General features: G+C 67.6%; 21 protein-coding genes. 9 read left to right on the top strand and 12 right to left on the bottom strand.

Going from position 1 to position 21,732, the window contains the following annotated elements; all coding sequences use genetic code 11:
- Nucleotides 1-244: 244 nt before the first annotated feature.
- Complete coding sequence (locus tag ABN028_RS16380; RefSeq protein ID WP_349697173.1) at nucleotides 245-418, bottom strand: hypothetical protein; 174 nt, start codon at nucleotides 416-418, stop codon at nucleotides 245-247.
- A gap of 219 nt (nucleotides 419-637) precedes the next feature.
- On the opposite strand from ABN028_RS16380, the gene ABN028_RS16375 reads away from it, so the two are divergent.
- The 4 genes from ABN028_RS16375 (at nucleotide 638) to ABN028_RS16360 (ending at nucleotide 4,057) form a co-directional block, all read left to right on the top strand.
- Nucleotides 638-826 carry a hypothetical protein gene (locus ABN028_RS16375; protein WP_349697172.1) on the top strand — a complete coding sequence of 63 codons (189 nt, stop codon included), beginning with the start codon at nucleotides 638-640 and terminating at the stop codon, nucleotides 824-826.
- Between the two features lie 9 nt (nucleotides 827-835).
- Nucleotides 836-1,114, top strand: a complete 279-nt coding sequence (locus tag ABN028_RS16370; RefSeq protein ID WP_349697171.1) for a hypothetical protein — start codon at nucleotides 836-838, stop codon at nucleotides 1,112-1,114.
- A gap of 200 nt (nucleotides 1,115-1,314) precedes the next feature.
- On the top strand, nucleotides 1,315-2,127 hold the full coding sequence (locus ABN028_RS16365; RefSeq protein WP_349697170.1) for a hypothetical protein: 813 nt from the start codon (nucleotides 1,315-1,317) through the stop codon (nucleotides 2,125-2,127).
- A gap of 199 nt (nucleotides 2,128-2,326) precedes the next feature.
- Complete coding sequence (locus ABN028_RS16360; RefSeq protein ID WP_349697169.1) at nucleotides 2,327-4,057, top strand: hypothetical protein; 1,731 nt, start codon at nucleotides 2,327-2,329, stop codon at nucleotides 4,055-4,057.
- A 159-nt stretch (nucleotides 4,058-4,216) separates the two neighbouring features.
- On the opposite strand, the gene ABN028_RS16355 is transcribed toward ABN028_RS16360, so the two are convergent.
- From ABN028_RS16355 to ABN028_RS16345, 3 genes are all read right to left on the bottom strand, one after another.
- Entirely contained in the window at nucleotides 4,217-4,546 is a 330-nt protein-coding gene (locus tag ABN028_RS16355) for a DUF7144 family membrane protein (protein WP_349697168.1), read from the bottom strand.
- Nucleotides 4,547-4,792: 246 nt separating this feature from the next.
- Entirely contained in the window at nucleotides 4,793-5,209 is a 417-nt protein-coding gene (locus ABN028_RS16350) for a GNAT family N-acetyltransferase (RefSeq protein ID WP_349328707.1), read from the bottom strand.
- Between the two features lie 51 nt (nucleotides 5,210-5,260).
- A complete protein-coding gene (locus ABN028_RS16345) occupies nucleotides 5,261-6,082 on the bottom strand; it encodes an SGNH/GDSL hydrolase family protein (protein WP_349697167.1) in 822 nt (273 codons plus the stop codon).
- Nucleotides 6,083-6,465: 383 nt separating this feature from the next.
- On the opposite strand from ABN028_RS16345, the gene ABN028_RS16340 reads away from it, so the two are divergent.
- Entirely contained in the window at nucleotides 6,466-6,732 is a 267-nt protein-coding gene (locus ABN028_RS16340; RefSeq protein ID WP_349328709.1) for a hypothetical protein, read from the top strand.
- A gap of 490 nt (nucleotides 6,733-7,222) precedes the next feature.
- Here the strand turns inward: ABN028_RS16340 and ABN028_RS16335 are convergent, their stop codons facing one another.
- The 5 genes from ABN028_RS16335 to ABN028_RS16315 all read right to left on the bottom strand — a co-directional run bounded on the left by ABN028_RS16335 (nucleotide 7,223) and on the right by ABN028_RS16315 (nucleotide 14,708).
- Nucleotides 7,223-8,272, bottom strand: a complete 1,050-nt coding sequence (locus tag ABN028_RS16335; protein ID WP_349697166.1) for a DMT family transporter — start codon at nucleotides 8,270-8,272, stop codon at nucleotides 7,223-7,225.
- A 1-nt stretch (nucleotide 8,273) separates the two neighbouring features.
- Complete coding sequence (locus ABN028_RS16330) at nucleotides 8,274-10,757, bottom strand: wax ester/triacylglycerol synthase domain-containing protein (protein ID WP_349697165.1); 2,484 nt, start codon at nucleotides 10,755-10,757, stop codon at nucleotides 8,274-8,276.
- Nucleotides 10,758-11,083: 326 nt separating this feature from the next.
- Nucleotides 11,084-12,901, bottom strand: coding sequence for an ABC transporter ATP-binding protein (locus ABN028_RS16325; RefSeq protein ID WP_349697164.1), 1,818 nt, complete (start codon nucleotides 12,899-12,901; stop codon nucleotides 11,084-11,086).
- A complete protein-coding gene (locus ABN028_RS16320; RefSeq protein ID WP_349697163.1) occupies nucleotides 12,898-14,442 on the bottom strand; it encodes an ABC transporter ATP-binding protein in 1,545 nt (514 codons plus the stop codon). Before ABN028_RS16320 ends, ABN028_RS16325 begins: the two co-directional genes overlap by 4 nt.
- A complete protein-coding gene (locus ABN028_RS16315) occupies nucleotides 14,370-14,708 on the bottom strand; it encodes a hypothetical protein (RefSeq protein WP_349697162.1) in 339 nt (112 codons plus the stop codon). The genes ABN028_RS16320 and ABN028_RS16315 overlap by 73 nt, the downstream gene beginning before the upstream one ends.
- A 277-nt stretch (nucleotides 14,709-14,985) precedes the next feature.
- Here ABN028_RS16315 and ABN028_RS16310 point away from each other — a divergent pair, with 277 nt between their 5' ends.
- Nucleotides 14,986-15,828 carry a phosphotransferase family protein gene (locus tag ABN028_RS16310; protein WP_349697161.1) on the top strand — a complete coding sequence of 281 codons (843 nt, stop codon included), beginning with the start codon at nucleotides 14,986-14,988 and terminating at the stop codon, nucleotides 15,826-15,828.
- A 147-nt stretch (nucleotides 15,829-15,975) separates the two neighbouring features.
- On the opposite strand, the gene ABN028_RS16305 is transcribed toward ABN028_RS16310, so the two are convergent.
- Nucleotides 15,976-16,872, bottom strand: a complete 897-nt coding sequence (locus tag ABN028_RS16305; RefSeq protein ID WP_349697160.1) for a LysR family transcriptional regulator — start codon at nucleotides 16,870-16,872, stop codon at nucleotides 15,976-15,978.
- A gap of 92 nt (nucleotides 16,873-16,964) precedes the next feature.
- Here ABN028_RS16305 and ABN028_RS16300 point away from each other — a divergent pair, with 92 nt between their 5' ends.
- Together ABN028_RS16300 and ABN028_RS16295 are read left to right on the top strand one after the other, a co-directional pair.
- Nucleotides 16,965-17,123: a hypothetical protein gene (locus tag ABN028_RS16300; RefSeq protein WP_349328716.1), complete on the top strand. Its 159-nt coding sequence runs from the start codon at nucleotides 16,965-16,967 to the stop codon at nucleotides 17,121-17,123.
- A complete protein-coding gene (locus ABN028_RS16295; RefSeq protein WP_349697159.1) occupies nucleotides 17,123-18,238 on the top strand; it encodes an LLM class flavin-dependent oxidoreductase in 1,116 nt (371 codons plus the stop codon). Before ABN028_RS16300 ends, ABN028_RS16295 begins: the two co-directional genes overlap by 1 nt.
- Here the strand turns inward: ABN028_RS16295 and ABN028_RS16290 are convergent.
- Together ABN028_RS16290 and ABN028_RS16285 are read right to left on the bottom strand one after the other, a co-directional pair.
- Nucleotides 18,207-19,037 carry a phytanoyl-CoA dioxygenase family protein gene (locus ABN028_RS16290; RefSeq protein ID WP_349697158.1) on the bottom strand — a complete coding sequence of 277 codons (831 nt, stop codon included), beginning with the start codon at nucleotides 19,035-19,037 and terminating at the stop codon, nucleotides 18,207-18,209. The two genes, ABN028_RS16295 and ABN028_RS16290, sit on opposite strands and share 32 nt — an antisense overlap.
- A 178-nt stretch (nucleotides 19,038-19,215) precedes the next feature.
- Complete coding sequence (locus ABN028_RS16285) at nucleotides 19,216-20,283, bottom strand: glycoside hydrolase family 53 protein (protein ID WP_349697157.1); 1,068 nt, start codon at nucleotides 20,281-20,283, stop codon at nucleotides 19,216-19,218.
- Nucleotides 20,284-20,596: 313 nt separating this feature from the next.
- Between ABN028_RS16285 and ABN028_RS16280 the strand changes: the two genes are divergently transcribed.
- Nucleotides 20,597-21,664, top strand: a complete 1,068-nt coding sequence (locus ABN028_RS16280; protein WP_349697156.1) for a LacI family DNA-binding transcriptional regulator — start codon at nucleotides 20,597-20,599, stop codon at nucleotides 21,662-21,664.
- Nucleotides 21,665-21,732 lie beyond the last annotated feature (68 nt).

Raw genomic sequence — 21,732 nt, 5'->3', positions numbered from 1 at the left:
CAACGCAGAGATGACAAGCACGTCGTGATCGCCACGATCAAGCAGTCATGTTCCGTCTGTGGCTGGGCGATCGGCCCAGGGGACCAGATCGTGCGGATCTCGTTCGGAGAATGGGTGCATACCGACCGCAGGGGCTGGGACGCCACCGTCGAGTCTGACCCGGCTGGGTCATCGCACAAGAGCCCGCTCCGCCGCAGAGTCACACCTGGCCGGGATAACAGGCTGACTTGACTCGCCATCGACCTCACGAGACCGCCCTCGCCGCGGTTGGGATGCCCTCGGGGTCGCTCAACTCGCCAACGAGGACGATCGGACCGACCTCGTCGCCTGCCACGTACGCGCGGACGTGAACGAACCCGCCGTACTCGCCTCCGAATGGCAGCACGCCGTCGTGCTTGAAAGTCCATGTCTCTGACATGGCCGATCCCCTGATGGGCGCGTCTAGTCATCGTGATCGGTTTCTGCGACGGTCGAGTTTCCATGGATGAAGCCACAGCCGTCGCGCTCCCTCCCGAGGACCACGGCGCCGACTGAGGTTATGACGGCTACGCCCCGTGCTGGCCCGCTAGGACCCGGCTGAGCATGAGTACGCCCGAGCAGTCCCCGGCATCGGCTGCCCTGGCACGACAGCGATGTGGTGGCCGGGCTCGACCGGCGGGCTCCTGCGTACCTCGCGGCTGCCGAGCTCACCTTCCGTTACTACCGCATCGGGCACATCCTTGCCTTCGAGCCGCCCGTTGCTGCACGTCCCGGCATCTTCCGGCCTCGTGTGCTCGGCGTACACCCATATCCGTGGCTGATCTGGCTGGGCTGGGAGCACAAGTAGCGTTGGCGCGTGCTGGCGTCCGCCGCACGTCGCGCCGACACCACGATGCCGGCGTACGACGAAGCCTTGGCCACCGAGTTCGCCGGACTCGCCGGTTGGGACAGCCACGACGCCGTATACGGCGGCGCCGGCCTGGTCACGCCCGCCCTCGCGGCCGGAGTCGCGGATGTCGTCGGCCACGCCAGTCGGCACGACCGGCAACGGTTGAAGCCGCACGCGCCGCCGAGCGGATCGTCAACAGCAGTGTCTGGCCGTGGTTCGAAACCGCTTGGCAGAAACATCGCCTGACCCGGCGCGCAGGACCTGCACAACATCCGCAGAAGGGCAGAGCAGTGAACGTGGCTGCCAGGTCTATACCGGGTGACGTTCGACGGTCGTGGCTAGTTCACCCGAGGCGTTCACGGATATGAAAGGTCCTTGACCCCTGGGTCCCGCTCATCAAAGCTCCGCGTCAATCGGGGTGAGGAAGCGCCTTTCAAGGGGGGCTCATGAAGCGCCGTACGTTCCTCTCCGGTGTCGCCGCGGCTGGCATTCTTGCATGTGAGATACCTGCCGTGCACGCATCCGACAGTGTGGAGTTATCGGCAGCACTCTTCGATGACTCACGGCTCGTCGGCCTGACAGCCGATGGGGACGGGTACGAAAGCGCGGCGAAGCGCCTGATCCGTTGCCACGATGGCGGGCTGTGGTTGGAGGCGATGGCTAGTGCGGAGTACGACCGGCCACGCCAGCCGGGTGAACCATGGCCACACCTTCTCGTGGAACAGGTGTGGGGCGCCGCTGGAGTCCGGCTGGTCGACCTGGCCAAGCTGCAGTTCGGGTTGACCGCTCGTGTGGACCACTTCGTCAACCACATGAGCCCGGCGGACTACGACCCTGGCCTGCAGGCCGCCCAGGTCACGGCGTACTTCACGCTCCAGAATCGCAACGAGAGTTCACCTGACTACGGGAACCTGGTGTGGTTCGGCGTGCCCGTCGTCGACGACCGGTACGACATCCCACCGGCCCATTACGCCGAGGACGCGGGCCACACCGGCCAGACCAACCAGTTCATCGCAGTGATGCCTGGCAGCGAGTTCTGGGATCGCAGCATCAAGGACGGCCGTTGGCACTCGATCCGAACCGATCTATTGCCGTTTCTGCACCATGCCTTTTCTGTCGCCCAGCAAGGTGGATATCTCCCGCGTACCCGTGTCGAGGAACTGAGGATCACCACGTTCAATTACGGTTGGGAGCTTCCTGGCGCATTCGACGTCGCCCTGCAGGTGAAGCCACTGACCGCCGTCGCCGTGGTGCGGTAACACCTATCGGAGGTCTCTCATGTCCGTACCATCGACGTTCCCGCCTGCCGTCCGGTCACCGAGTCGACGCGGCGTGCTCCGCTGGCCCGGTCGGTTCGGTCTAGCGGTGCTGGTCAGCGTACTCGTCAGCGCTATGACCAGCCCTGGTCTTGGCGCCGCGGCGTCGACATCTCTGGAACGGCGTGTCAGCGAGGCCCCAGTGGTCGAGAACATCGACGCGACGCCGGGGCCTTTCGAATTCGGCTACCTAGCTGGCACCGACGACCTCGGACGAGAGTTGTCGCACCACGGCGAGGTGCCTGCTCCGCGCGAGGATCGGCACGTCGGACTCTTCTACTTCCTATGGCTCGGACAGCACACTCGCACCGGGCCGTACAACATCACAAAGATCCTCGCCGAGACCCCTGAGGCGGCATACGACCCCGACCACCCGGCGTGGGGGCCGCGCGGGGCGTTCCACCACTGGGGGGAGTCACTGTTCGACTACTACTTCAGCGATGACGCGTGGGTGTTACGCAAGCACGCCCAAATGCTGGCCATCGCCCAGGTCGACTTCCTGGTCTTCGACACGACGAACGCATTCACCTACAAAGGCGTGTACGACAAGCTGTTGGGTGTCTTCGACGACGTTCGCCGCCAGGGCTGGGACGTGCCACAGGTCGTCTTCTACACGAACGCCCGCTCCGGAGAGACGATCGAGAACATCTACGCGGACCTGTACGAGCCGCGGCGCTATCCGGAACTGTGGTTCGAGTTGGACGGCAAACCGTTGATCATCGGTGATCCCGATCAGGTGTCCGACGAGGTCCGCGAATTCTTTACCTTCCGGCGCAACCAGTGGCCGATCGAGCCGATGAAGCCGTACGGCTTCCCATGGATCAGCTTCACCCGACCGCAGGAGGTGTTCTACGTCGACGGCGAGCCGGACGTGGTCAACGTCGCCGTCGGCATTCACAACAACCTTCCGTTCAGTGACCAGCCATTCTACGGCTACGGCAACAACTGGTCGCGCAGCTTCCACGACGGCGCGCTCGACCCGGACCCCAACGCCTACCTGCATGGCTACAACTTCACCGAACAGTGGGAGCACGCCCTCGCGGTCGATCCGAGGATGGTAATGGTCACCGGCTGGAACGAGTGGGTGGCACAACGCTTCGACGGACCGCCGGAACGACCGATCTTCTTCGTCGACCAGGCAACCGTCGAGTTCAGCCGCGACGCAGAACCGATGAAGGGCGGCTACAACGACAACTATTACCTGCAACTGGTCGACTTCATCCGGCAGTACAAGGGCCTCGGCACCCAGGCGTCACCAGGCAATGAGCGTTCGATCGACATCGATGGTCCGTTCTCGCAGTGGAACGACGTGCAGCCCGCCTACCGCGACTTCACCGGAGATACCGTGGAGCGTAACCACCCTGGATTCGGCGGCGCGACATATACCAACGACACCGGCCGTAACGACTTCGCGGAGCTCAAGGTTGCCCGCGACGACCGATACGTCTACTTCTACGCGCGCGCCGCTGAAGCGATCACCGGTGCGGACGCGAACCGGAACTGGATGACCTTGCTCGTCAATGTCGATGGCGACGGAACCAACGGATGGAAGGGCTTCGACGTTGCGGTCAACCGCATCGGCGCCGACCGCCACCGAACCTGGCTCGAACGAACCAATCGCGGCTGGGCCTGGCAGAAGGTCGAGAAGGTCGACGTCCGCGTCTCCGGCAGCGAGATTCAGATCGCAGTGCCACGACGGTTCCTCCGGCACGCTGTAGACGACCACGGACGGCTGCAGCTCGAGTTCAAGTGGGCGGACAACATGCAGAACGATGGCGACGTCATGGATTTCTACCTGCACGGTGACGCCGCACCCGACGGCCGGTTCAGCTACGTCTACACCGAGGACCCACACCTGCTGCCTCGACCATGAGTCGGCGAAACGCCACGCACAATTGCCGACACCCATGTCTCGTCCCATCGCAGGGGCCGTCGCAGCAGTCACTGGCGAGCGCCGGCACTGTCGCGGCGCGGAATTCACTGCCGCGTGCCACAAGTGCGTAGATCGCGAGGATGCCTCTACCGATCATGATCAACGACCAGATCGGCATCGCGGGGTGAGGAAGTTCGCAAACACCAAAACCGACGCCAGGAAGATGCCGGCGTACCGAGCCGGAGCCACACGGCCGAGACCTGCCAGACCGGTCAGCCCGGTCAGAACTGCCATTCCGATGAGGATCCAGCTCCAGACGGTGTAGTTCCAGGTGATGCCCAAGCCGGTCGACGCCACCAGGAACATCGTGGTTCTGAGCAGACCGGCGAGTCCCCAGATCAGCTGCAGTCCAGCCAACACGACCAGGAGGGTGCCGGCGAACATCGACCCCATCAGCCCGACGCCGCCTACGCCCTGCAGGGCACGCAAGCCGATCAACTCCAGCGTCGACCGGGACTCGCCCGCACAGGACCGAACCCACGAGGAAGATCACGATGGCGCCCTTGAACAGGCGCTTGCGACCGTACTGGTCACCGAGCTTGCCCCAGCACGACACCGGCCTGGGGCTGGACCGGGGCGTGTACGGCATCGGCACGAAACTCCTTCACATCGGAGTCGGATCCGCGACCGACAGTACTAATGCAAGCCCTCGACGCGCCGTAAGCCCTCGGGCCTTTACGAAGCGTAGGTGTCGCTCCCGGTTTCAGGCACAGAGGCCGCCAGCGTGAGGACGGACAGCACCAAGGCACCGGCCGCGCGTAGCTCCCGTACGGCGCGATCTATCAGCGCTCGGCCGAGACCGCGCCGACGGAATCCCGCCCGCACGGCCATCCAGGTGATTTCAGGAGCCGATGGCAGCGGATAGTCCACAACGAGGAAAACGTTCACTTGCCCGCACTCTTCGGCGACCCAACCGCGCTGGGTCCTGACGGCCCGCGCACAGGCAACCACGCCCACGTCGCTGCCGAAGAAGTACGGCAGGCTCTGCACGATGTCGTCACAGGCCCTGAAATCCCCTGAGCGAAGATGTCGTACAACGGTCTCGGTGTTGGGGGTACGCACACGCGCGCAGCGTAACGCGATCCCTGACACTTCTCTCCTTGAGACTCTGGTCAACCACGTGTGCGAAACCCAAGGCCGGTGTCACGGAGAGGACTGGCCCGCCTCTGCGCGCATCGCGTCGATGGTGCGCAGAATCTCCGCGGCCGCGAGTTCGTGCCCCGCCTTGTTGGGGTGGTAGTAGTGGCTGAGGAGCGACTCCTTCGGCGTCCCCGAGTCCAGTGCCTCCTGCCACCGGGCGCTCACGTCCGCGACGGGGATGTCGTAGTCCCCGCCCAGGCGCCGAATCAACTCAGCCCGGATGCTGAGCGGGTCGTCCGGGTTGCTGAGGTCATGGGGCACGGTTCCGGTCGGGGTGAGGAGCACGAGGGGGACGTGGTTCCTACGCGCCACCGTGATCATGTCGCGCCAGGCTCTCTCCACCTCGTCGAGAGGGAGGTTTGTGTCGTTGATGGCGTAGTCGATCAGCAGCAGATCCGGCTGGTGCCTCAGAACGTCGCGGCGGAAGCGCGCTGCTCCCTGCACGGAGTTTTCGCCACCGATCGACGTGGTGATGGTGTTCATCACTGCGGTCGGGAACCGCGCGTTCAGGCCCTGGTACACCATGAAGGGGTAGGACTCGAAGGGCTTGACCTGCGGTGTCTGGTGATAGCCGGACGGGACGCTGTGGCCGTGAACAACGACATTGATGGTCCGGTTGGCCGGCCACTCCTTGGTCAGCTCTGTGAAGAGTCGCCGCACATCCGCAGTGTGGTCCGGCAGGGCGCCTTCGGGCTCGGTTGCTCCCGCCGCCGTCGTGTGATCCGCTCGGGCATGCGCCCCCGCCACACCAATCGAGCCGATGAGTACGGCGAGCATCGTCAGCATGGTGATCGCCAGGGTGCGACTTGAGACAGTGATAGTCACCTTCGCTCCTTCTCAGCTGCCAACTCGACCACCAAAGACGCGAGTGGACGAGTGAGTCCTCTTCGCAGATACATGGGCACGTTCGGTCCGTTCGCGCCGTGACACCCTTCGCGTATTGTCATACTTAATGGAGGGTAAGTTGTCATACTTATCCGCGCTTGGCAACGCCGGCGCGCGAAACCGGTGACCAGGGTCGGTCAGAGAGCCAGAACCGCCCCACGCGCACGCACGCCATCGCACCCACCGCAACCTCGGGCACCCGGAGGCTCAACCGCTCACTTCTCAGGGAGAGGTCGACCGCCGCAGCTTCCCCGCCGAGGGCGCGGAACCCGTACCGCCGCGCCAAGCGTTGCCCAGACGTCGTACCAACCAGAGGAGGCATTGTGGCGTCATCGCTACTCGACCGGATCGTGCAGCTGTTCCGAAGTCGCCAGGGCGAGAAGGTGATGGCAGAGGCGCAGCGGCTGGTGCGTCACCCTCGTACGCAGAGCTACCTCCATACCGCGCAGGCCAGGGTGGAGCAGGTCGCAAAGGACCCGCGAATCCAGCAGGCGGTCACGAAGGCGCAGGACCGGCTGCAGGCAGCAGCCAGCGACCCACGTACTCAGGCAAAGATCCGCGCCATCGTGTCGAAACTCAACAAGCGCTAGATGGCTATCTAGATCGCCTGACCGGATCATCCCGGACATTGGCGTACGCTCGGGTCATGCTAGAGATGCTCGTTGGCGCCGGCATCTTCGCGGCAGGGGTGGCCATTGGTCGGTTCCTACCCAATCGGCGACGCCGCGGCGAACTTGGCGAGCGCAAGCCCGTCTGCGCGTGTGGACACGCCGTGTCGTTCCACGGCGAGGACGGCTGCTGCCGAGCGACCAAAGAGGTCAGCAAGTGGGACGGCGGCCGTTGGGTCGGGAACGTGCAAGAGCCCTGCGAGTGTCAGAGGTACACGGGGCCGCAGCCCCTGCCGAGTTTCTACGCCCCGGAAATCAGCGACTGAAGCGGCACCAGCCACCGGGCCGCAGGGGGCCAGGCCGTCCTCGCCCTCAACACCGCGATCCGGCACGACTGGACCGTCGACGCACCTGTCAAGCGATCCCTCATCGCCTACGATCACCGAGCTGATTGCCAGCCCGAATTTCCGATTCAACGATCTAGGGGTCCGTCGTCGCGCTGCCGGCGTGGCTCGCGTGGGTCCGTCACGGGCCAGGATCCTCGCGGTTCCCGGCCGCCCCTGCCTGGACCCTCGTCCGGACAGGGCGCCGCCAGATAGCCGCCGGAGCGTGGCCGCGCCTCATGCAACGCGTCAGGCAGCTCGTGTCCGCGAAGGCGCTGGGTGAGCCACTGGGACCGGGTGTGGATCAACAGGATTCCGCCAGCGACGACGAGCAATGAGACCACCTCGCCGACGGTCGCCGCGGGGCCACCACGGATCGACTCCCCCAACCACGCGATACCGACCCCGATCGAGACCGCCGGGTCCCCCACCGTGATGGTCGCGACCGCGAGGGTGCCGAGGAGGCCCTTCTGGTAGGCCTGCTGGTTGAGTGAGAACCCCGCCACACCGACAACAGCAAGGGCGTAGAGCTGCCATCTCCCCGCCAGGGCGAACAGGTCGCCGTCGAACTCGGAGGCGAGACTGCGCAGCAGGCCGGCCGCGACGCCGTAACAGACCGCCGTCGCGACGGCGAGGGGAAGGACCCGCGCATCGCCGCTCAGCCGCGTCGCCAACACCAGGCACACGCCGACGACGGCGACCATGCCCACCGCGAACGGCAAGGCGCCGGCGGTGTCGAAGTGGGCCGCGCCGGTCTCCGGCCGGGCCACGAGGATGAACGCCGTCAACCCGGCGAGCGCGAGCGATGCCGCCAGCACCAGGACGACATCCACCGGACGTCGATTCAGATAGCAGGCGAACCCGATGAAGAACAGCGTTCCGGTGATCAGCAACGGCTGGACCAGCGTCAGCGGGCCGAACGCCAACGCCATGCCCTGCAGGACGAAACCCATCGCCGCCAGGCCGATGCTGGGGACGAACCCCTCCTGCCGGAGCAGGTCCCGCAGGAGTCGGGTACTCGTCAGGCGGGCTTCGGGGACCCGTCGGGCCGCCCGTTGCTGCAGGGCCGCCGCCGCACCGAACGACGCCGCCGCACAGATCGCCAGAGGCACAGCGATGGCGACGCTTGTGTGCGGCATGTCAGGACTCCACCAGCTCCGCGTAGGCCTGCCCCAAGGTCTTGGCCACGGTCGCGCGGTCGAGGCCCAGCGCCGGGTCGGCGAGGATGCCCACACCCGCCGTCTCGTCGGTCGTGATCACCCCGATCGACAGCGGAACCCTGCGGGTCAGCGGGGCCACCGGATAGAGGGCGTGCACGCGCGCGCCGGCCATCCGGTGCGTACCCCTCGGGCCGGGGAGGTAGGACACCACGAGGTTGAGATACCGATCGGAGTACGTCGTACGTGCGAACCATCCATGAAGAGCACCCGGGAGCAGGCCCACCGCACGCATGACGAGTCCGGCGGCGAGGGCTTCGCCGCGTGACACGCCCAGGCGTAGTTCGCTCCGGATCCGTGCGAGGCGCTCGGCCGGCCGCATCGGACCCATCGCAACCTCCACCGGGACCGCCGTCGTCCAGTTGCCGAAGATCCGTTCGTCCGACCGCGGCCGGCCACTGAGCGGGACGAACGCCCGCAGCGGTCCACTGCCGAGCAGGCCCGCCGGACGCAGAAGGCGGTCGAGGGTCTCGGCCACGAGGGCGAGAACGAGTTCGAACGTACGGACATCGAGGCGACGCGCGGCCTTGCGGAGCTCGGCGGCGGGCAGTGGGACAGTCAGCACCGCGCGATGGGACGGGTGCCGGTTGAGCGGGTGCCGGGGGGCACGACCGCGCGTCGCGAGGTGCCAGAGTCCATGCAGAGCATCGACCGCGTTGGTGGTCGGTCGGTCTGCGTGCCGGTCGCCTGGTGTGGCACCCGCACCTGCACCCGGCTCCGTGTCGAACAGCCAGGTGAGGAGCCCGAGGGCCGACAACCCATCGCCGAGGCTGTGATGGACCTTCATCACCAGCGTGCTCCGTCCGCCCGCCGGCGGGTGGATCAGGACCATCCGCCAGACCGGCCGGTCGCGTGGCAACCTCGTGGAGAAGACCTCGTCGAGAATGTCCGCGACGTCCTCGTCCGACCGGGCGTACCGCTCTGTGATGAGTGCGGCGACGTCGACGTCTCTGCGTACCGCCCAACCCCACTGATGACCGCGGCGCATCGGCTGCCACTGGAGCGGCGGAAGATGCGGGACCCGCGCCGCGACCGTCGCCCTGATCTGGTCGAGCGTCACCGCCCGCCCGTCGGAGAGACGGTCCAGTTCGACGACGACGCCGATCTCCTGGGGTGGCCCGCCGTCCTCGACCCGGGCAAAGAATGCGTCCGCCGGGCGCATCGGCCACGGCCGCGACGGTGCCGCGCAGAAGGACGTCGCCGAGGGCTCATCGGTCAACTCGGCGGTCAGCTCACCGGTCACGGCAGTGCCGCGTACACCGGTCGCTGGCATGTCGTTCGTCGGCGGGTCGGCGTGGGACCGGCCGGCGTCGGCCGCCGGACCAACTCCGGGCGGCCCACTCCAGCCGGTGAGAGCCGCACGTACGCGGGCCGCGAGCTGCTCCTGCGACATGCACAGTTCGGCGAGTCCGGCGACCGTCATCAGGCTCGCGTTCGCGATGCCGTGTGCGGGAATCGGCTCGGCCATGATCACCGGCCTACCGCTCGCGACGGCTTCGAGTGCTGTCACGCCTCCGGCGTTCGTCACCACCACGTCGGCCGCCTGGTTGAGCCGGGGCATGTCGTCCACCCAGCCGAGGGGCAGCAGTTGGTCGTGCGGATAGCCGAGGCTTCGCAGCCGGGTCAACACCGTGTCGTTGCGCCCACACACCGCGACGACCTGGACCCGTGGGTCCGCCGCGAGCAGCGTCCGCAGCATCGAGTCGCGCATACCGAAGGCGAACGTGCCACAGGCGATGAGGACGACGAACGCGTCCGCGCGTAGCCCGAAATGCTGCCGGGCGCTCGCCGCGTCACCGGGCCGGAACGCCTTCTCCACGGGCAGCGCCGACACCGCGACGCGGGCGGAGGCGTCGGCAAGGCGGGCACCCGCGACCGCCGCCTCGTGGACAACGTACGTCGTGTCGATCCCGCCGTGGACCCAGAACGGGTGTGGTGCGAAGTCGCTCACCCACGCCGCTGTGGGCGCCGCGAGCCCGCGATGATGGCGAAGCCAGGACAGGCCGGCGCTGCCCAGCGGGTAGGTGCTGAGGATGATGCCGGGAACGAACGCATCGATCTCGCCGGCCAACCTTCGCCCCGCCCAGCTACCGGTGAAGCGCTTGGAGCCGCGCGCCAGAAAGCGAAGGCGCCAGCTTGCGCCGTAGAAGAAGTCGTACAGCCAGGGTGCGCGCTCGACGCTGGAGGTGTAGATCCAGCAGAAGCCCGGGCCGACGCCCGGCCCCATCCGGTCGAGGGTGTCGACCCAGCGGATCTCGCTGCCCGGCCAGCGCTGGAGCACCGCTTCACGAAGCGCCCGGCCGGCGGCATCGTGCCCGCCGCCGATCTTCGCCGACACGATCATGACGCGGCGCCGCGTGAACCCTCCGCCGTCCATGCCGGTGTGGGCAGGAGCGACACCGATCACGTTGGCCCCCCTCAGCCGAGATCACGCCTCGTGCGTGGGCTGCCCTGCGGCAGCGGCACCAGGAACGTCGCGCAGGCGCCCTGCTACCTGGGGATCTCCTGCCGTGATGTGCGGCATATGAAACCAACCGCCTACGGCGACAACCGGCCTGCAGTCTACCCGCGCACCCCTCCTCGCCCCTGACAAAAGGGCAAAGCCCACGATTCCCCCAACCCATGCCTTCGAGGAGAGTTTTCTCATCACGGGCAAGGGATTCCCACTCTCCTCCCCAACGGATTCGTACGCTCCGAGTGACGTGTCACAGCCGACCGCTAGGGCCGCAGCTGCTAGCGCTCATAGGCGGATGCCTGGAGCGTGTAGAGGTCGGCGTAGGTCCCCCTCCTCCGCATTAGCTCGTCGTGCGTGCCCTGCTCGACCACGCGGCCCCCGTCGAGGACGATGATCAGGTCGGCCATGCGTACCGTCGAGAACCGGTGCGACACCAGGAGTGTGATCCGGCCGTCCTTCCGCGCCCGCGCGGCTGTGGCGAAACCCTCGAACAGCGCATGCTCGGTCTCCGCGTCCAGCGCCGACGTCGGCTCGTCCAACACCAGCACCAACGGGGCCGTACGCATGAACCCCCGCGCCAGCGCGAGCTTCTGCCACTGGCCGTGGGACAGCTCGACACCACCCGGCCAGGTTGCACCGAGCTGTGTGTCGAGCCCGTCATCGAGGTCGGCTACGACGTCGACCGCACCCGCCTGGTGGATCGCGCGCTGGATCGTCTGCTCGACCGCCCGCTCGCTAGTGGACCGGTCCTCGAACCGCGCCAGGTCACCCACACCCACCGCCTCGCGCACACGGAACTCGAAGCGGCAGAAGTCCTGGAACGCGCCGGACAGACGCTCCCGCCAGGCTGGCGCGGCAATCCGCGCCAGGTCGGCGCCGTCGACCGCGATCCGTCCGTACGACGGCGCGTAGAACCGGCACAGGAGCTTGACCAGGCTGGACTTCCCGGCGCCGTTCTCCCCCACGAGGGCGATCACAGCGCCGGCCGGGAGGTCGACACTCACGCCGTCGAGCACGAGCCGGTTGGTACCGGGGTAGCGAAACGACACGTTCTCGAACGCGATGCCACGCCGCATCGTGACCGGTGCCGGCACGTCGGCTGGTCCTGCCGACGCCTCGGCGAAGTCCTCGAGCCAGGTCAACCGGCGCGAGACGTCGAGCCAGATCGTACGGAAGAGGTGGATCTCACCGACCGTCTGGCCGACGTAAGCGGAGAGTCTGCTCCCGGCGACCAGGACCACAAGGGTCGGACCCACCGAACTTCCGCCGTCGGAGGCGGCCCACCACACAGCGGCGACGAACGCCAGTCCGAACACCGCCACGGCACCCGCCTGCCATGCCGCTGATGCCCAGCGGGTCCGGGCGAGCGGTCGGTAGCGGCGCAGCCAGGCTGCCCGCCGATCGTCGCGCAGGCGCCGCCGTACGCCTGCGATGCGTACCTCCTTGGCGGGCTCCGGCGTCGTGCCGAGGAGGAACAGGTGCCTGGCCAGCCGATCATGCTGGGCGCCAGCCTCCTCTACGGACTTCTCGACGCCGCCGCGCCAGTTCGTGGCCAGGACGATGGGTACGGCACACAGACCGAGCAGGCCGAGTACCGGGTCGACCGACATCAACAAGCCGAGCGTGAGGAGGAGGCGTACGAACGCGCCCACCGTCGAGAACAACGACTGGTACAGCCCACTCAGTGCCGCAACGGCGTCACGTAACAGGGCGAGCAGGTCCGCAAAGTCAGGCCTTTCGTGGTGCTCGATGGTCGTCGCGGAACTCATCATGCGGGCGGCGTGGGCCTCCATCGGCACGGAGGCACGGTCTGCCAACCGCTGGTTGACGCGTTCGCTGAGAACGTTCAGGAGCCAGGTTCCGGTCGCCAGGGCACCAACGGCGCAGGCGCTGAGCAGGATCGCCTCCGGTTCCGCCGCCACAACCGCCTCCGCCAGCTTCGCGATGCCGAGGGCGAAGAGCGCGTCAGGGAGCGCCGCGGCGACCGTCGTGACGAACGCGACGACGAGTAGCCGCGGTTCAGCCCGGTGGCCCATCCGGAGTGAGCGGCCGATCGACCGCCAGGACGACGGCAGCGCGCTCGCCTGCGCGGTCATCGGACGCCGCCTCCGTCCGTCGCGAAGCGAGATGCCTGCAGGTCATACAGCTGCCGGTAGCGGCCGCCGCGTCCCACCAGCTCGTCATGTGTACCGACCTCGGCGACTTTTCCCCGCTCCAGAACGCAGATGCGGTCGGCATGACGCACGGTCGAGAACCGGTGGGAGATGAGCAGTGTCGTACATCGCCCCCGCACGGCCGTGAGGATGCGGTCGAAGACCTCGGCCTCTCCGCGCACGTCGAGTTGAGCGGTCGGCTCGTCGAGGATGACCAGCCCAGCACCGTTTTCCACCGCACACAGCGCACGTGCGAGCGCGATCCGCTGCCACTGCCCGCCCGACAGGTCGGTGCCGTTGGCGTACCGGGGCGAGAGGACCGTGTCGAGCCCGGCGATCCCGGCAGCCCCGGCCGCTGCGAGGGCGGCCTCGACCGCGTCCTCCGTCGCTCCGGTGGGCGCCACGTTGTCCCGCACCGGCAGTTCGTACCGGATGAAGTCCTGGAAGACCGCGGTGATGTCCTGTCGCCAGGCGTCGATGTCGAGTTGCCGCAGATCGACGCCGTCGATCGCGATGCGCCCTTCGGTCGGGTCGTAGAGTCGGCACAACAACTTCACCAGCGTGGTCTTGCCGGCGCCGTTGAGACCGACGATCGCCACCGACTCCCCGGCTTGCACCGTGAGGTCGACACCGTCGAGCACAGGCATGCGATGGCCCGGATAACGGAACCGGACGTCGTGGAGCGCCACGCGTACGCCTGTCCTGCTTCCGATCTGCCGGGCACGGCGGGGGCTCGACCGAACGCCGCGAGGATCGGGAGCCGGCGCCGCCAGCAGCTTTCCCGCAGCCGCCATGGGCCCGCCCAACCCCAGCACGGCCGCGACGTCCTGGGCAATGTAGGGGAGAGACCAGTTGAGGCCGCCGAACGCCAGTGCGCTCGCGCCCATGGCCGCCTGCGCGAAGACGACTGCCTCTCCGATGCCGACGGTTGCACTCGCCAAGTCACGCGCAAGTGACCACATGACGATGCCGTTGGTACCGACGAGCAGACCGACCGTCGTCCAGGTGGGCAATGGCCGAAGGCGCATCGCCTGCCAGCGAAGCTCCACCAGGCGACTCCGACTTGCCGCGAACTGCGCCACCACCCACTCGCTCAATCCGAACAGCCGCACCTCCTTGGCCGCCGGGGGCGCCGCGGCGAGCCGGTAGGCGTACTCCGCGCGGCGTTCGGCGGCGAGAGCCTCACCAGTGTTGCGGTCCCAGAGCGTTCCAGGGCGCAACAGCCAGTGCGTCGACGCCCACGCACCGCCGACCAGCACGGCTGCCCACCATGCGTACGCACTGAGCACGCCCACCTGTGCGAGTCCGACCACGAGGTGCACGAGGCCGGCGGCGATCATCCCGAGGGAGTACGACAGCGGTGGTGCGGCGATGCCCAGGTCGAAGTCCCGCGCCATCGTCAGCTCATCGGTCAGCTCGGGTGACTCGAGATGGGCATGCCCTGCGGCCGGGTCGTCGCGACCAGCAGCCGGTCGTGCAGCCATGACGACGCGTGGTCTCCGAGGTTCGCGCTCACCTGGGTGTGCAACGGAGCCAGCAGATGCAGGAGGACGAAGGTCACTCCCATGCCGACGAGCAGACCGTCCAACGGGCGACCGTGGCGCACGGCATCGACCAAGGCGCCGAGTTGAACGGCGAACGCGGCTGGCAGCACGCCCCGCGCGACAACCACCGCCCACCACACGGTCGCAAGGCCCGGCTGGCAACGGGTGAGAACGGCGAAGAACCGTAGGGCATCCGAGGTACGCACGGCGCCGATTAGGTCATGCCGGGACGCCCGACCGCCAGGAAAACGCCGGCAAGCTGGCCGTTGTGGTAGCCTGCCTATACGGGTTTTCCCTACATAGGTTGACGATTCTGCTCTCTCCGCATCTCAGTGGCGGCCAGCGAACCGCGTTCGTCCGGCCTGACTTCGTCATCGCCGTCGACGGTCGCGGCGATCCGCCGTTGGCGGCCCTATAGTGGCCGGGCATGCTGGAGCCATACCTGTCACCGTCGCGCGGCGCGTCCTTGCTGAGGCCTCGGCCATGACCGAGCGGGTCAATCACATCGCAGACTCCCTCGACCTGCAGGTGGTCGAACAGCTGGCCGGTGGATACTTCGGGGCTTTCCACATCCACACCACGGCAGGAGCCTGTGCGGTGTTGAAAGTGCTTCCTGCCTGGCCCGAACTGGCTCTGGACAAGGTGCAGTGCGCGGTGGGTCTCGTTGCCCTGTTGAGAGAGCGTGGCTACCCGGCGCCGCGCTACCTGGATGTGGGAGTCGTCGATGCCGACGTCTACACCGTGCAGGAGTACCTCTCCGGGAGCGTTCCCGATCGACTCACGCCAACGACGGCCAGCGAGTTGGTCCGCCTCTGGCGTACTCACGAGGGCGCAGCACCACCCGTGGCCGACAACCAGTGGGGCAGGGCACTGATCGCCAGAGTCCAGAGGGGCGAGGAGCTACGCTCGGCGACCAACGACCCTCAGGTGCTCGCGGTCCTCGACCGGGCGCTCGAAGTGGCCGCTGCTGCCGATCCCGAGGTATTCCGCGTCGGCGACATCGTGCATGGCGACTTCCATCTCGGCAACCTGCTCGTCCGCGACGGTGGGATAGCTGCCGTGTTCGACTGGGAAGGGGCGCGGGCGGGCGACTCGCGCGCAGACCTGCTCCGGATGTACGCCGTCGCCGCGACCTGGGAGCGGGCCGACTCGGAGGTCGTCGCCCTGCTTCGCAAGGAGCTTGACGACACGACGCCGCCCGACGTCCGGCTTCCGATCGGGGCCGAGATCGCGGTCGAACACCTCCGCTATGGCCTCTTCGCCAGGCCGAGCGAGTTGGGCTGGGTGCTCCGCGAGGCAAGGATCCTGCTGTCCGAGGCGGAGTAACCGCCGAGTGGCCTGACGCCCGATTTGGTGGCGGCCTTGCCGGTGCGCGCTACGCCAGCTCCGCGGCGATCTCCTCGACGATCGCCGGATCGTACGCGCCGTGCGGATGGCGCAGGCAATCCTGGCTCGGTCCGAGGCTGTCGCCGGTCAGGTGCCGGTCGCAACTTCGCTGGTGAGTGCGGTGGCGAACGGTTCGATGATCGAGTCGTTGACGGGACGCCACATGAGGGCGAGTTCGAGGCGGGGTGCCGCCACGAGCGGGACGGCGGTGACGGTACGCGGAAGCGGTGGCAAGGGACCCGGAAGGATCGCGATGCCGGCACCGGCACCAGCGAGCGCGGCGGCCGAGAGCGCGTCCCAGGCGTCGTAGATGCGGACCGGCCAGCGGGCAAGGCTGAGACGCTCTCGTGCGAGCCACCCGTCCAACAGGCTCCGAAGCCCGGGCCCCTCCTGCTCCGGATAGAGCACCAGGTGTTCACCGGCAAGGTCGGAGGGTTCGACGGCATCCGACCTGGCTGCCAAGTGCCGCCTGGGGACCACGGCGTGGAGGGTGTCCCGCGACAGGACGGCGGATCGTAGTCCGACCGGATTGGCCGTAGCGGAGGACGGGCGCACCACACCGGCGTCGAGCCGGTGGTCGTGAAGGGCCTCGAGCTGGCGGATCGTCGGTGCCGCCTGCAGCTCGACGTCGACCTTCCGTCGCCGTGCCACAGCCAGCAGACGGGCCACCCATCCGAAGGTCGCGGACTGGACGTATCCGATCCGGATCGTCCCACCCTGTCCGTCGAGGAGCGCCCGCACCTGTCGCGTAGCGCGATCGGCGGTCCCGACGACGGTCCGCGCATGCTCGGCGATGATCCGGCCGGCGGCAGAAGGAGCGATCGGACGGGCGGAACGGTCGAGGAGCTGACAGTCCAGCTCCGCCTCGAGGCGCTGGATCCGGCGAGTGAGCGTCGACTGCGGAATCCGGAGGCTGGTCGCCGCCATTCCGAGGTGCCCGTGCTCCACGACCGCGACGAAACCGCGCAGGTTCTCGATCTCCATTCGTGTCCCTCCGATGCTGGAAGTGCATCGGATTCCACCACATCATGCACAATGTTCGACAGCCGAGTAGCGGCCTGCGAACGTTCAGCGCCATGACAACCGAGCCCTCGCGCGTCGCGGACGAGCTCCGCGTGCTCTTCTGCATCGGCGTACTCCCGGACTTCTGTGCCCAGCCGGCCGTGGACTTCGACTGGTTGCTCGAACCGTTCGCCACGCGTGTCGGCCCACCGCTGGACTTCGTGAGCGCGTGATGTCGGTGCCGACGTTCGGGATCCTGCACGACTTCCGGCAGCCTCTCCCTCACAGGCAGACCACGGCCGCCTACCTCGCCGAGTGTCTGGAGGAAGTGGCCGAGGCGGATCGACTCGGCTTCGACGCTGTCTGGATGTCAGAACATCACCTCACCCCGGACGGACTCCTCCCGTCACCGCTGGTCATGGCCGGGGCCATCGCGGCACGGACGACGAAGATCCAGATCGGAACCAACATCCTCGTCCTCCCGCTGCATCATCCGCTCCGCGTCGCGGAGGATGCCGCCGTCGTCGATCTGATCTCGGGCGGTCGGTTGGTCCTGGGGGTCGGGCAAGGCTACGCAGAACGCGAGTTCGCCGCGTTCGGCGTCAACCGTCGCTTTCGACCGTCCCTGCTCGAGGAGGGCCTGGAGGTGGTCCGGCAGGCCCTCACCGACGGGCGCGTACGCATGCGGGGCAGGCGTTGGTCGATCGACGACGTTCCGATCACGCCGAGCCCGCGGCGCCCCGTGCCCATCCTCGTCGGCGGAGTGAGCCAGCAAGCGCTCGCACGGGCCGCCCACCTCGGCGACGGCGTTCTCCTCTACTGCGCGACTCCCCGCGATCTGCGGGCCCGATGTCGTGTCCTCGACCGGGTGCTGGGCGAGAGCGATCCGACCAGCTCTCCGGATGGGACTCGACGCGGGGCCCGGCGCCGCCTCGCCCGCGTGTGCACCGGGATACTCCACGTGGCTGAGGATGCCGAGCAGGCCTGGGCAGAAGCCGGAGCGGGAATCGCCTACATGGAGCGCAGCATCGCCTCCTACTCCACGCCGGACGCCGGGACCGACCTCTGGTCGACGACGTCGCTCGACCCATCGGACTATCTGGTCGGCACTCCCGAACAGGTGGCCGACAGGCTGGTCGACCTTCATGCGGAGACGGGCTTCGACCACTTCGCCCACTGGGTACGTCTCCCCGGGATCTCCCATACCCGCGCGATGGAGTCCCTTCACCTCATCAACTCAAGGCTCCTCCCCGCGGTACGCGAACGGATCACGCGACGTCAGGCATCGACGGGTCGGGTCCCGCCGCCGACGACGCCTACTCGGCGTCCTCCGGGCAGTGCTCCTTGAGCCAACCACGCAGGGGCACGTCCTCGTCGGTCGGCGAGTAGTAGCCGTTCGCATTGACACCGGCACCAAGCAACTGCTGGCGGATCGGGCCGCTCGTCGGCCACAGGTCCTGGACGGTCATGTCGTCCTTCGTACGAATCCACCGGAAGCCGTAGCCGTAGAAGAGCACCTTGCGGGTGACGTCGGACCAGTTCGGGCTGGCCGCGTGCCACATCCGCCGGTCGAAGAACACGGCGGTCCCTGGCTTGGCCAGAACGGGAACCGCACCCGCGGGCTGGCCCTGCCCATCGGGGATGTCCATGTCGTCGTGCTTGTGGCTGCCCGGGATCACCCAGAAGTTGCCGCGACCCTCGACGCTGGTGTCGGAGAGGAAGTACGCCACCTTGATCGACAGGCGCGGACGTGGATGGGAGTCGATGTCCCGGTTGACCCGGCCAGAGTCCTGGTGCCATCCGAACGTCTTGTCCGTGCGAGCCTGCCCCGACGGCGGCGTCACGATGAGGTGGGCGTGGTAGAGCGAGATGTTCCAGCCGAGGATCCCCCACACCTTGGGCAGGATCGGCGCATAGTCGACGAGGTCGGTGAACGCCGGGTCCTCCGGAATGAAGTTCGGGTAGAACATCGCCTTGTCCGCGGGCTTGCCGGCCGCGAGATGATCCGCGTGGAGGCGGTCGGCTGCCGCGGTGAGCTGTTCGACCTGCTGCGGGCTCAGTGCGTCCTCGATCTGCAACAGGCCATGTTCGTCGAAGGTCTGCCGTTCCTCATCCGTAAGCCGGTGTTTCAGGCACGACGGATCCATGTCAGTTCTCTCCTTGAGGCGTTGCGGCTTGGGGCATGGACCTCGACCGGCTCCTTCGACAGACGACATCCTCATCCAAGATGCGGAATCATTGTTCGCCTGTACGGAAAGTAGTCGGACACCGAAACAGCGTCAAGGAGACGGCCGGCGCAGGACACCCGTCGCCCGGTGCCGGCACTCAGGCAACGCCGGCGGGCCTGAACGCCCGCAGCGACGGCAGCGCCCGTCCGGAGAAGTCCCACATGGTGAGGTTGTCGTTCGGCGTGCCAGCTCCTGGTTCCCAGCCCACTCCCGGGAGCCATCCCGGTTCCCAGTCGAAGAAGCCAAGGCCGTGGCCACCTGGCACACCCAGCAGGATCTCGCGCAGCGCGTCGAAGAACGCGGCCTGCCCTTGCGGCGTGGCGGGGTAGGTGTCCTCGTCCGGCAGAGGCTCGGCAAGTGGGTAGAAGTTCGGTAGGTCGTCGCCGTTGTCCGCGGTCCACGGGTAGGCGGTCTCGACCACCACGATGTCCTTGTCGTAGCGGGGGGCGAGATCGCCCAGGTTTGCCTCGAGGTCGGCTAGCGATCCGTGCCAGATCGGGTAGTACGACTCGCCGATCAGGTCGAAGGGCACCTCGAACTCGAGCATGTGGTCGAAGAACCACACCGAGCCGCCGTTGTCGCCTCCACGGTCGATGTGCAGCATGATCTTCGGCTGTCGGACACCGTGCGCACCCTGCCGCGCGCCGGTGGCTCCCGCCTTGAGCAGGGTGGTGAACGCCTCCCACTGCTGCGGTCGCCCGTCGGTCGGATACAGCTCCCCGATGGGATGGAGCATGCCGGAGGTGACCTCGTTGCCGATCTGCACCATGTCGACCGGTGAACCCTGCGCCGCGAACGCCGCGACCGCATGGGTGGTGTAGCGCCGGACCGTGTCAGCAAGCGTGGGCAGATCCTGTCCCTGCCAGGCTTCGGGGGTCGGCTGCTTTCCCGGGTCGGCCCAGAAGTCGGAGTAGTGCAGGTTGAGCAGGATCTTCAGGCCCGCCCGATGAGCGCGTCGCCCAAGGTCCAGCGCCGAGTCCAGGGTGCTGTAACCGGCCGGCGGGTTCGTCCACACCCGCAACCGGACGTGCGTCGCGCCCTGGCCCTCGAGGATCTTCTCGATCGGACGCACCTTCCCCCGCGGGTCGCGAAGCTGGTTGCCGATCGCCTCCTCCTGCAGGGTGAACCCGATGTCGGCGCCGCGCACGCTCAGCGCACGTCCCATTCCTCCATGGGCATGGGCCACTGGCACTCCGAGAACACCGACAACAGGGGCCGTGACCGCCGAGGCAAGCAGGAACCGCCGTGGAAACAACGCCCGCATGGTCATACCTCATCCTCATCCGGACCAGGAATCTGTGAGCGGTCACACTAACTGTCCACAGAGTCGCGAGGCAGCTCTTCACGCAACCGGCGGCCAAAGTGGCCACCACTGGCGGAGCTACGCAGGAATTGACAGGAAGGACGCCGGCCGGCGACCCTGTGATCGCTCACAGACCGCGGATGCCGACCGTCCATCATTCCCACTGGAGACCTCCGTGACCGGACCCGACCTTCGGCGCGGCCCGAACGAGGCGTTGGGCGCCGCGGGCCCCACGCCGACGCACCGCAGGATGCCGACGATCGATGACGTGGCGAAGCTTGCCGGGGTCTCCAGGGGCACCGTGTCGCGGGTACTCAACGGCGGGCACTACGTGAGTCCGGGCGCGCTCGCCGCGGTCCAGCGGGCGGTCCGCGACTCCGGCTACATGGTCAACGCCAGCGCCCGGAGCCTCGTGACCAAGCGGTCGAACGCGGTCGCCTTCGTACTCTCCGAACCGCAGGAGCGGCTGTTCACCGACCCGAACTTCAGCGTCCTGCTCCCGGCGTGCACCCAGGCACTCGCCGCGGAGGGCCTCAGCCTCATCCTCATGGTCGCCGCCGACGAGGAGGAGCGGAACCGCGTCCTCCGCTATGTCCACAGCCGCCATGTCGACGGAGTCCTGCTGGTCTCCACCCACGGCGGCGACCCGGTCTTCGGCGCCCTCCAGCGGAGTCAGATCCCGGCCGTGGCCTGTGGCCGTCCGCTCGACCATGAGGTGACGATTCCCTTCGTCTCAGCCGACGATCGGGAAGGCGGCCGGCAGATGACCCGCTACCTCCGTGAACGCGGGCACCAGCACATCGCCATCATCGGCGGCCCACAGGACACCGCTGGCGGTTACGACCGGCTCCAGGGTTACCGCGACATCCTTGGGCGCAGGGCGCTGAAACGGTTGACGGTCTGCACTCCCGACTTCGGCTACGAGGCCGGCAAGCGCGCGATGCGTGAGCTGATCGGTGCCAATCCGGACATCGACGCGGTGTTCGCGGCGTCCGACCTGCTTGCCTCGGGTGCCCTCACGACCCTGCGCCGGTCGGGTCGCCGGGTGCCAGACGACGTAGCGGTCGGCGGGTTCGACGACTCGAGCATCGCGGCCACCTCGGATCCGCCGTTGACGACGATCCGGCAGCCGCTGGAACAGGTGGCGAAGGAGATGGTCGAGGTCCTTCTCGCACTCATCCGCCACGAGCCTGCGTCGTCACGGGTCCTGCCGACGCAACTGGTCGTACGATCCTCGGCGTGAGTGGCCGCCCATGAGCGGCGGTGTCGACGGAGCCGTCGGGGCCTACCGCGACTGTGCTCGCCGGGTGG

The sequence above is a fragment of the Actinopolymorpha sp. B17G11 genome (genome assembly GCF_040196095.1).
Classification (GTDB): Bacteria; Actinomycetota; Actinomycetes; order Propionibacteriales; family Actinopolymorphaceae; genus Thermasporomyces.
The sequence above is the reverse complement of the archived record's forward strand: the minus strand, read 5'-3'. Positions and strand labels throughout refer to the sequence as shown.

What these genes read in the sequence shown, in the direction of transcription:
- ABN028_RS16380 (WP_349697173.1), bottom strand. Translation starts at nt 418, where the DNA reads ATGTCAGAGACATGGACTTTCAAGCACGACGGCGTGCTGCCATTCGGA.
- ABN028_RS16365 (WP_349697170.1), top strand. Translation starts at nt 1,315, where the DNA reads ATGAAGCGCCGTACGTTCCTCTCCGGTGTCGCCGCGGCTGGCATTCTT.
- ABN028_RS16335 (WP_349697166.1), bottom strand. Translation starts at nt 8,272, where the DNA reads ATGCCGCACACAAGCGTCGCCATCGCTGTGCCTCTGGCGATCTGTGCG.
- ABN028_RS16325 (WP_349697164.1), bottom strand. Translation starts at nt 12,901, where the DNA reads ATGACCGCGCAGGCGAGCGCGCTGCCGTCGTCCTGGCGGTCGATCGGC.
- ABN028_RS16320 (WP_349697163.1), bottom strand. Translation starts at nt 14,442, where the DNA reads ATGGCTGCACGACCGGCTGCTGGTCGCGACGACCCGGCCGCAGGGCAT.
- ABN028_RS16310 (WP_349697161.1), top strand. Translation starts at nt 14,986, where the DNA reads ATGACCGAGCGGGTCAATCACATCGCAGACTCCCTCGACCTGCAGGTG.
- ABN028_RS16305 (WP_349697160.1), bottom strand. Translation starts at nt 16,872, where the DNA reads ATGGAGATCGAGAACCTGCGCGGTTTCGTCGCGGTCGTGGAGCACGGG.
- ABN028_RS16300 (WP_349328716.1), top strand. Translation starts at nt 16,965, where the DNA reads ATGACAACCGAGCCCTCGCGCGTCGCGGACGAGCTCCGCGTGCTCTTC.
- ABN028_RS16295 (WP_349697159.1), top strand. Translation starts at nt 17,123, where the DNA reads ATGTCGGTGCCGACGTTCGGGATCCTGCACGACTTCCGGCAGCCTCTC.
- ABN028_RS16290 (WP_349697158.1), bottom strand. Translation starts at nt 19,037, where the DNA reads ATGGATCCGTCGTGCCTGAAACACCGGCTTACGGATGAGGAACGGCAG.
- ABN028_RS16285 (WP_349697157.1), bottom strand. Translation starts at nt 20,283, where the DNA reads ATGGGACGTGCGCTGAGCGTGCGCGGCGCCGACATCGGGTTCACCCTG.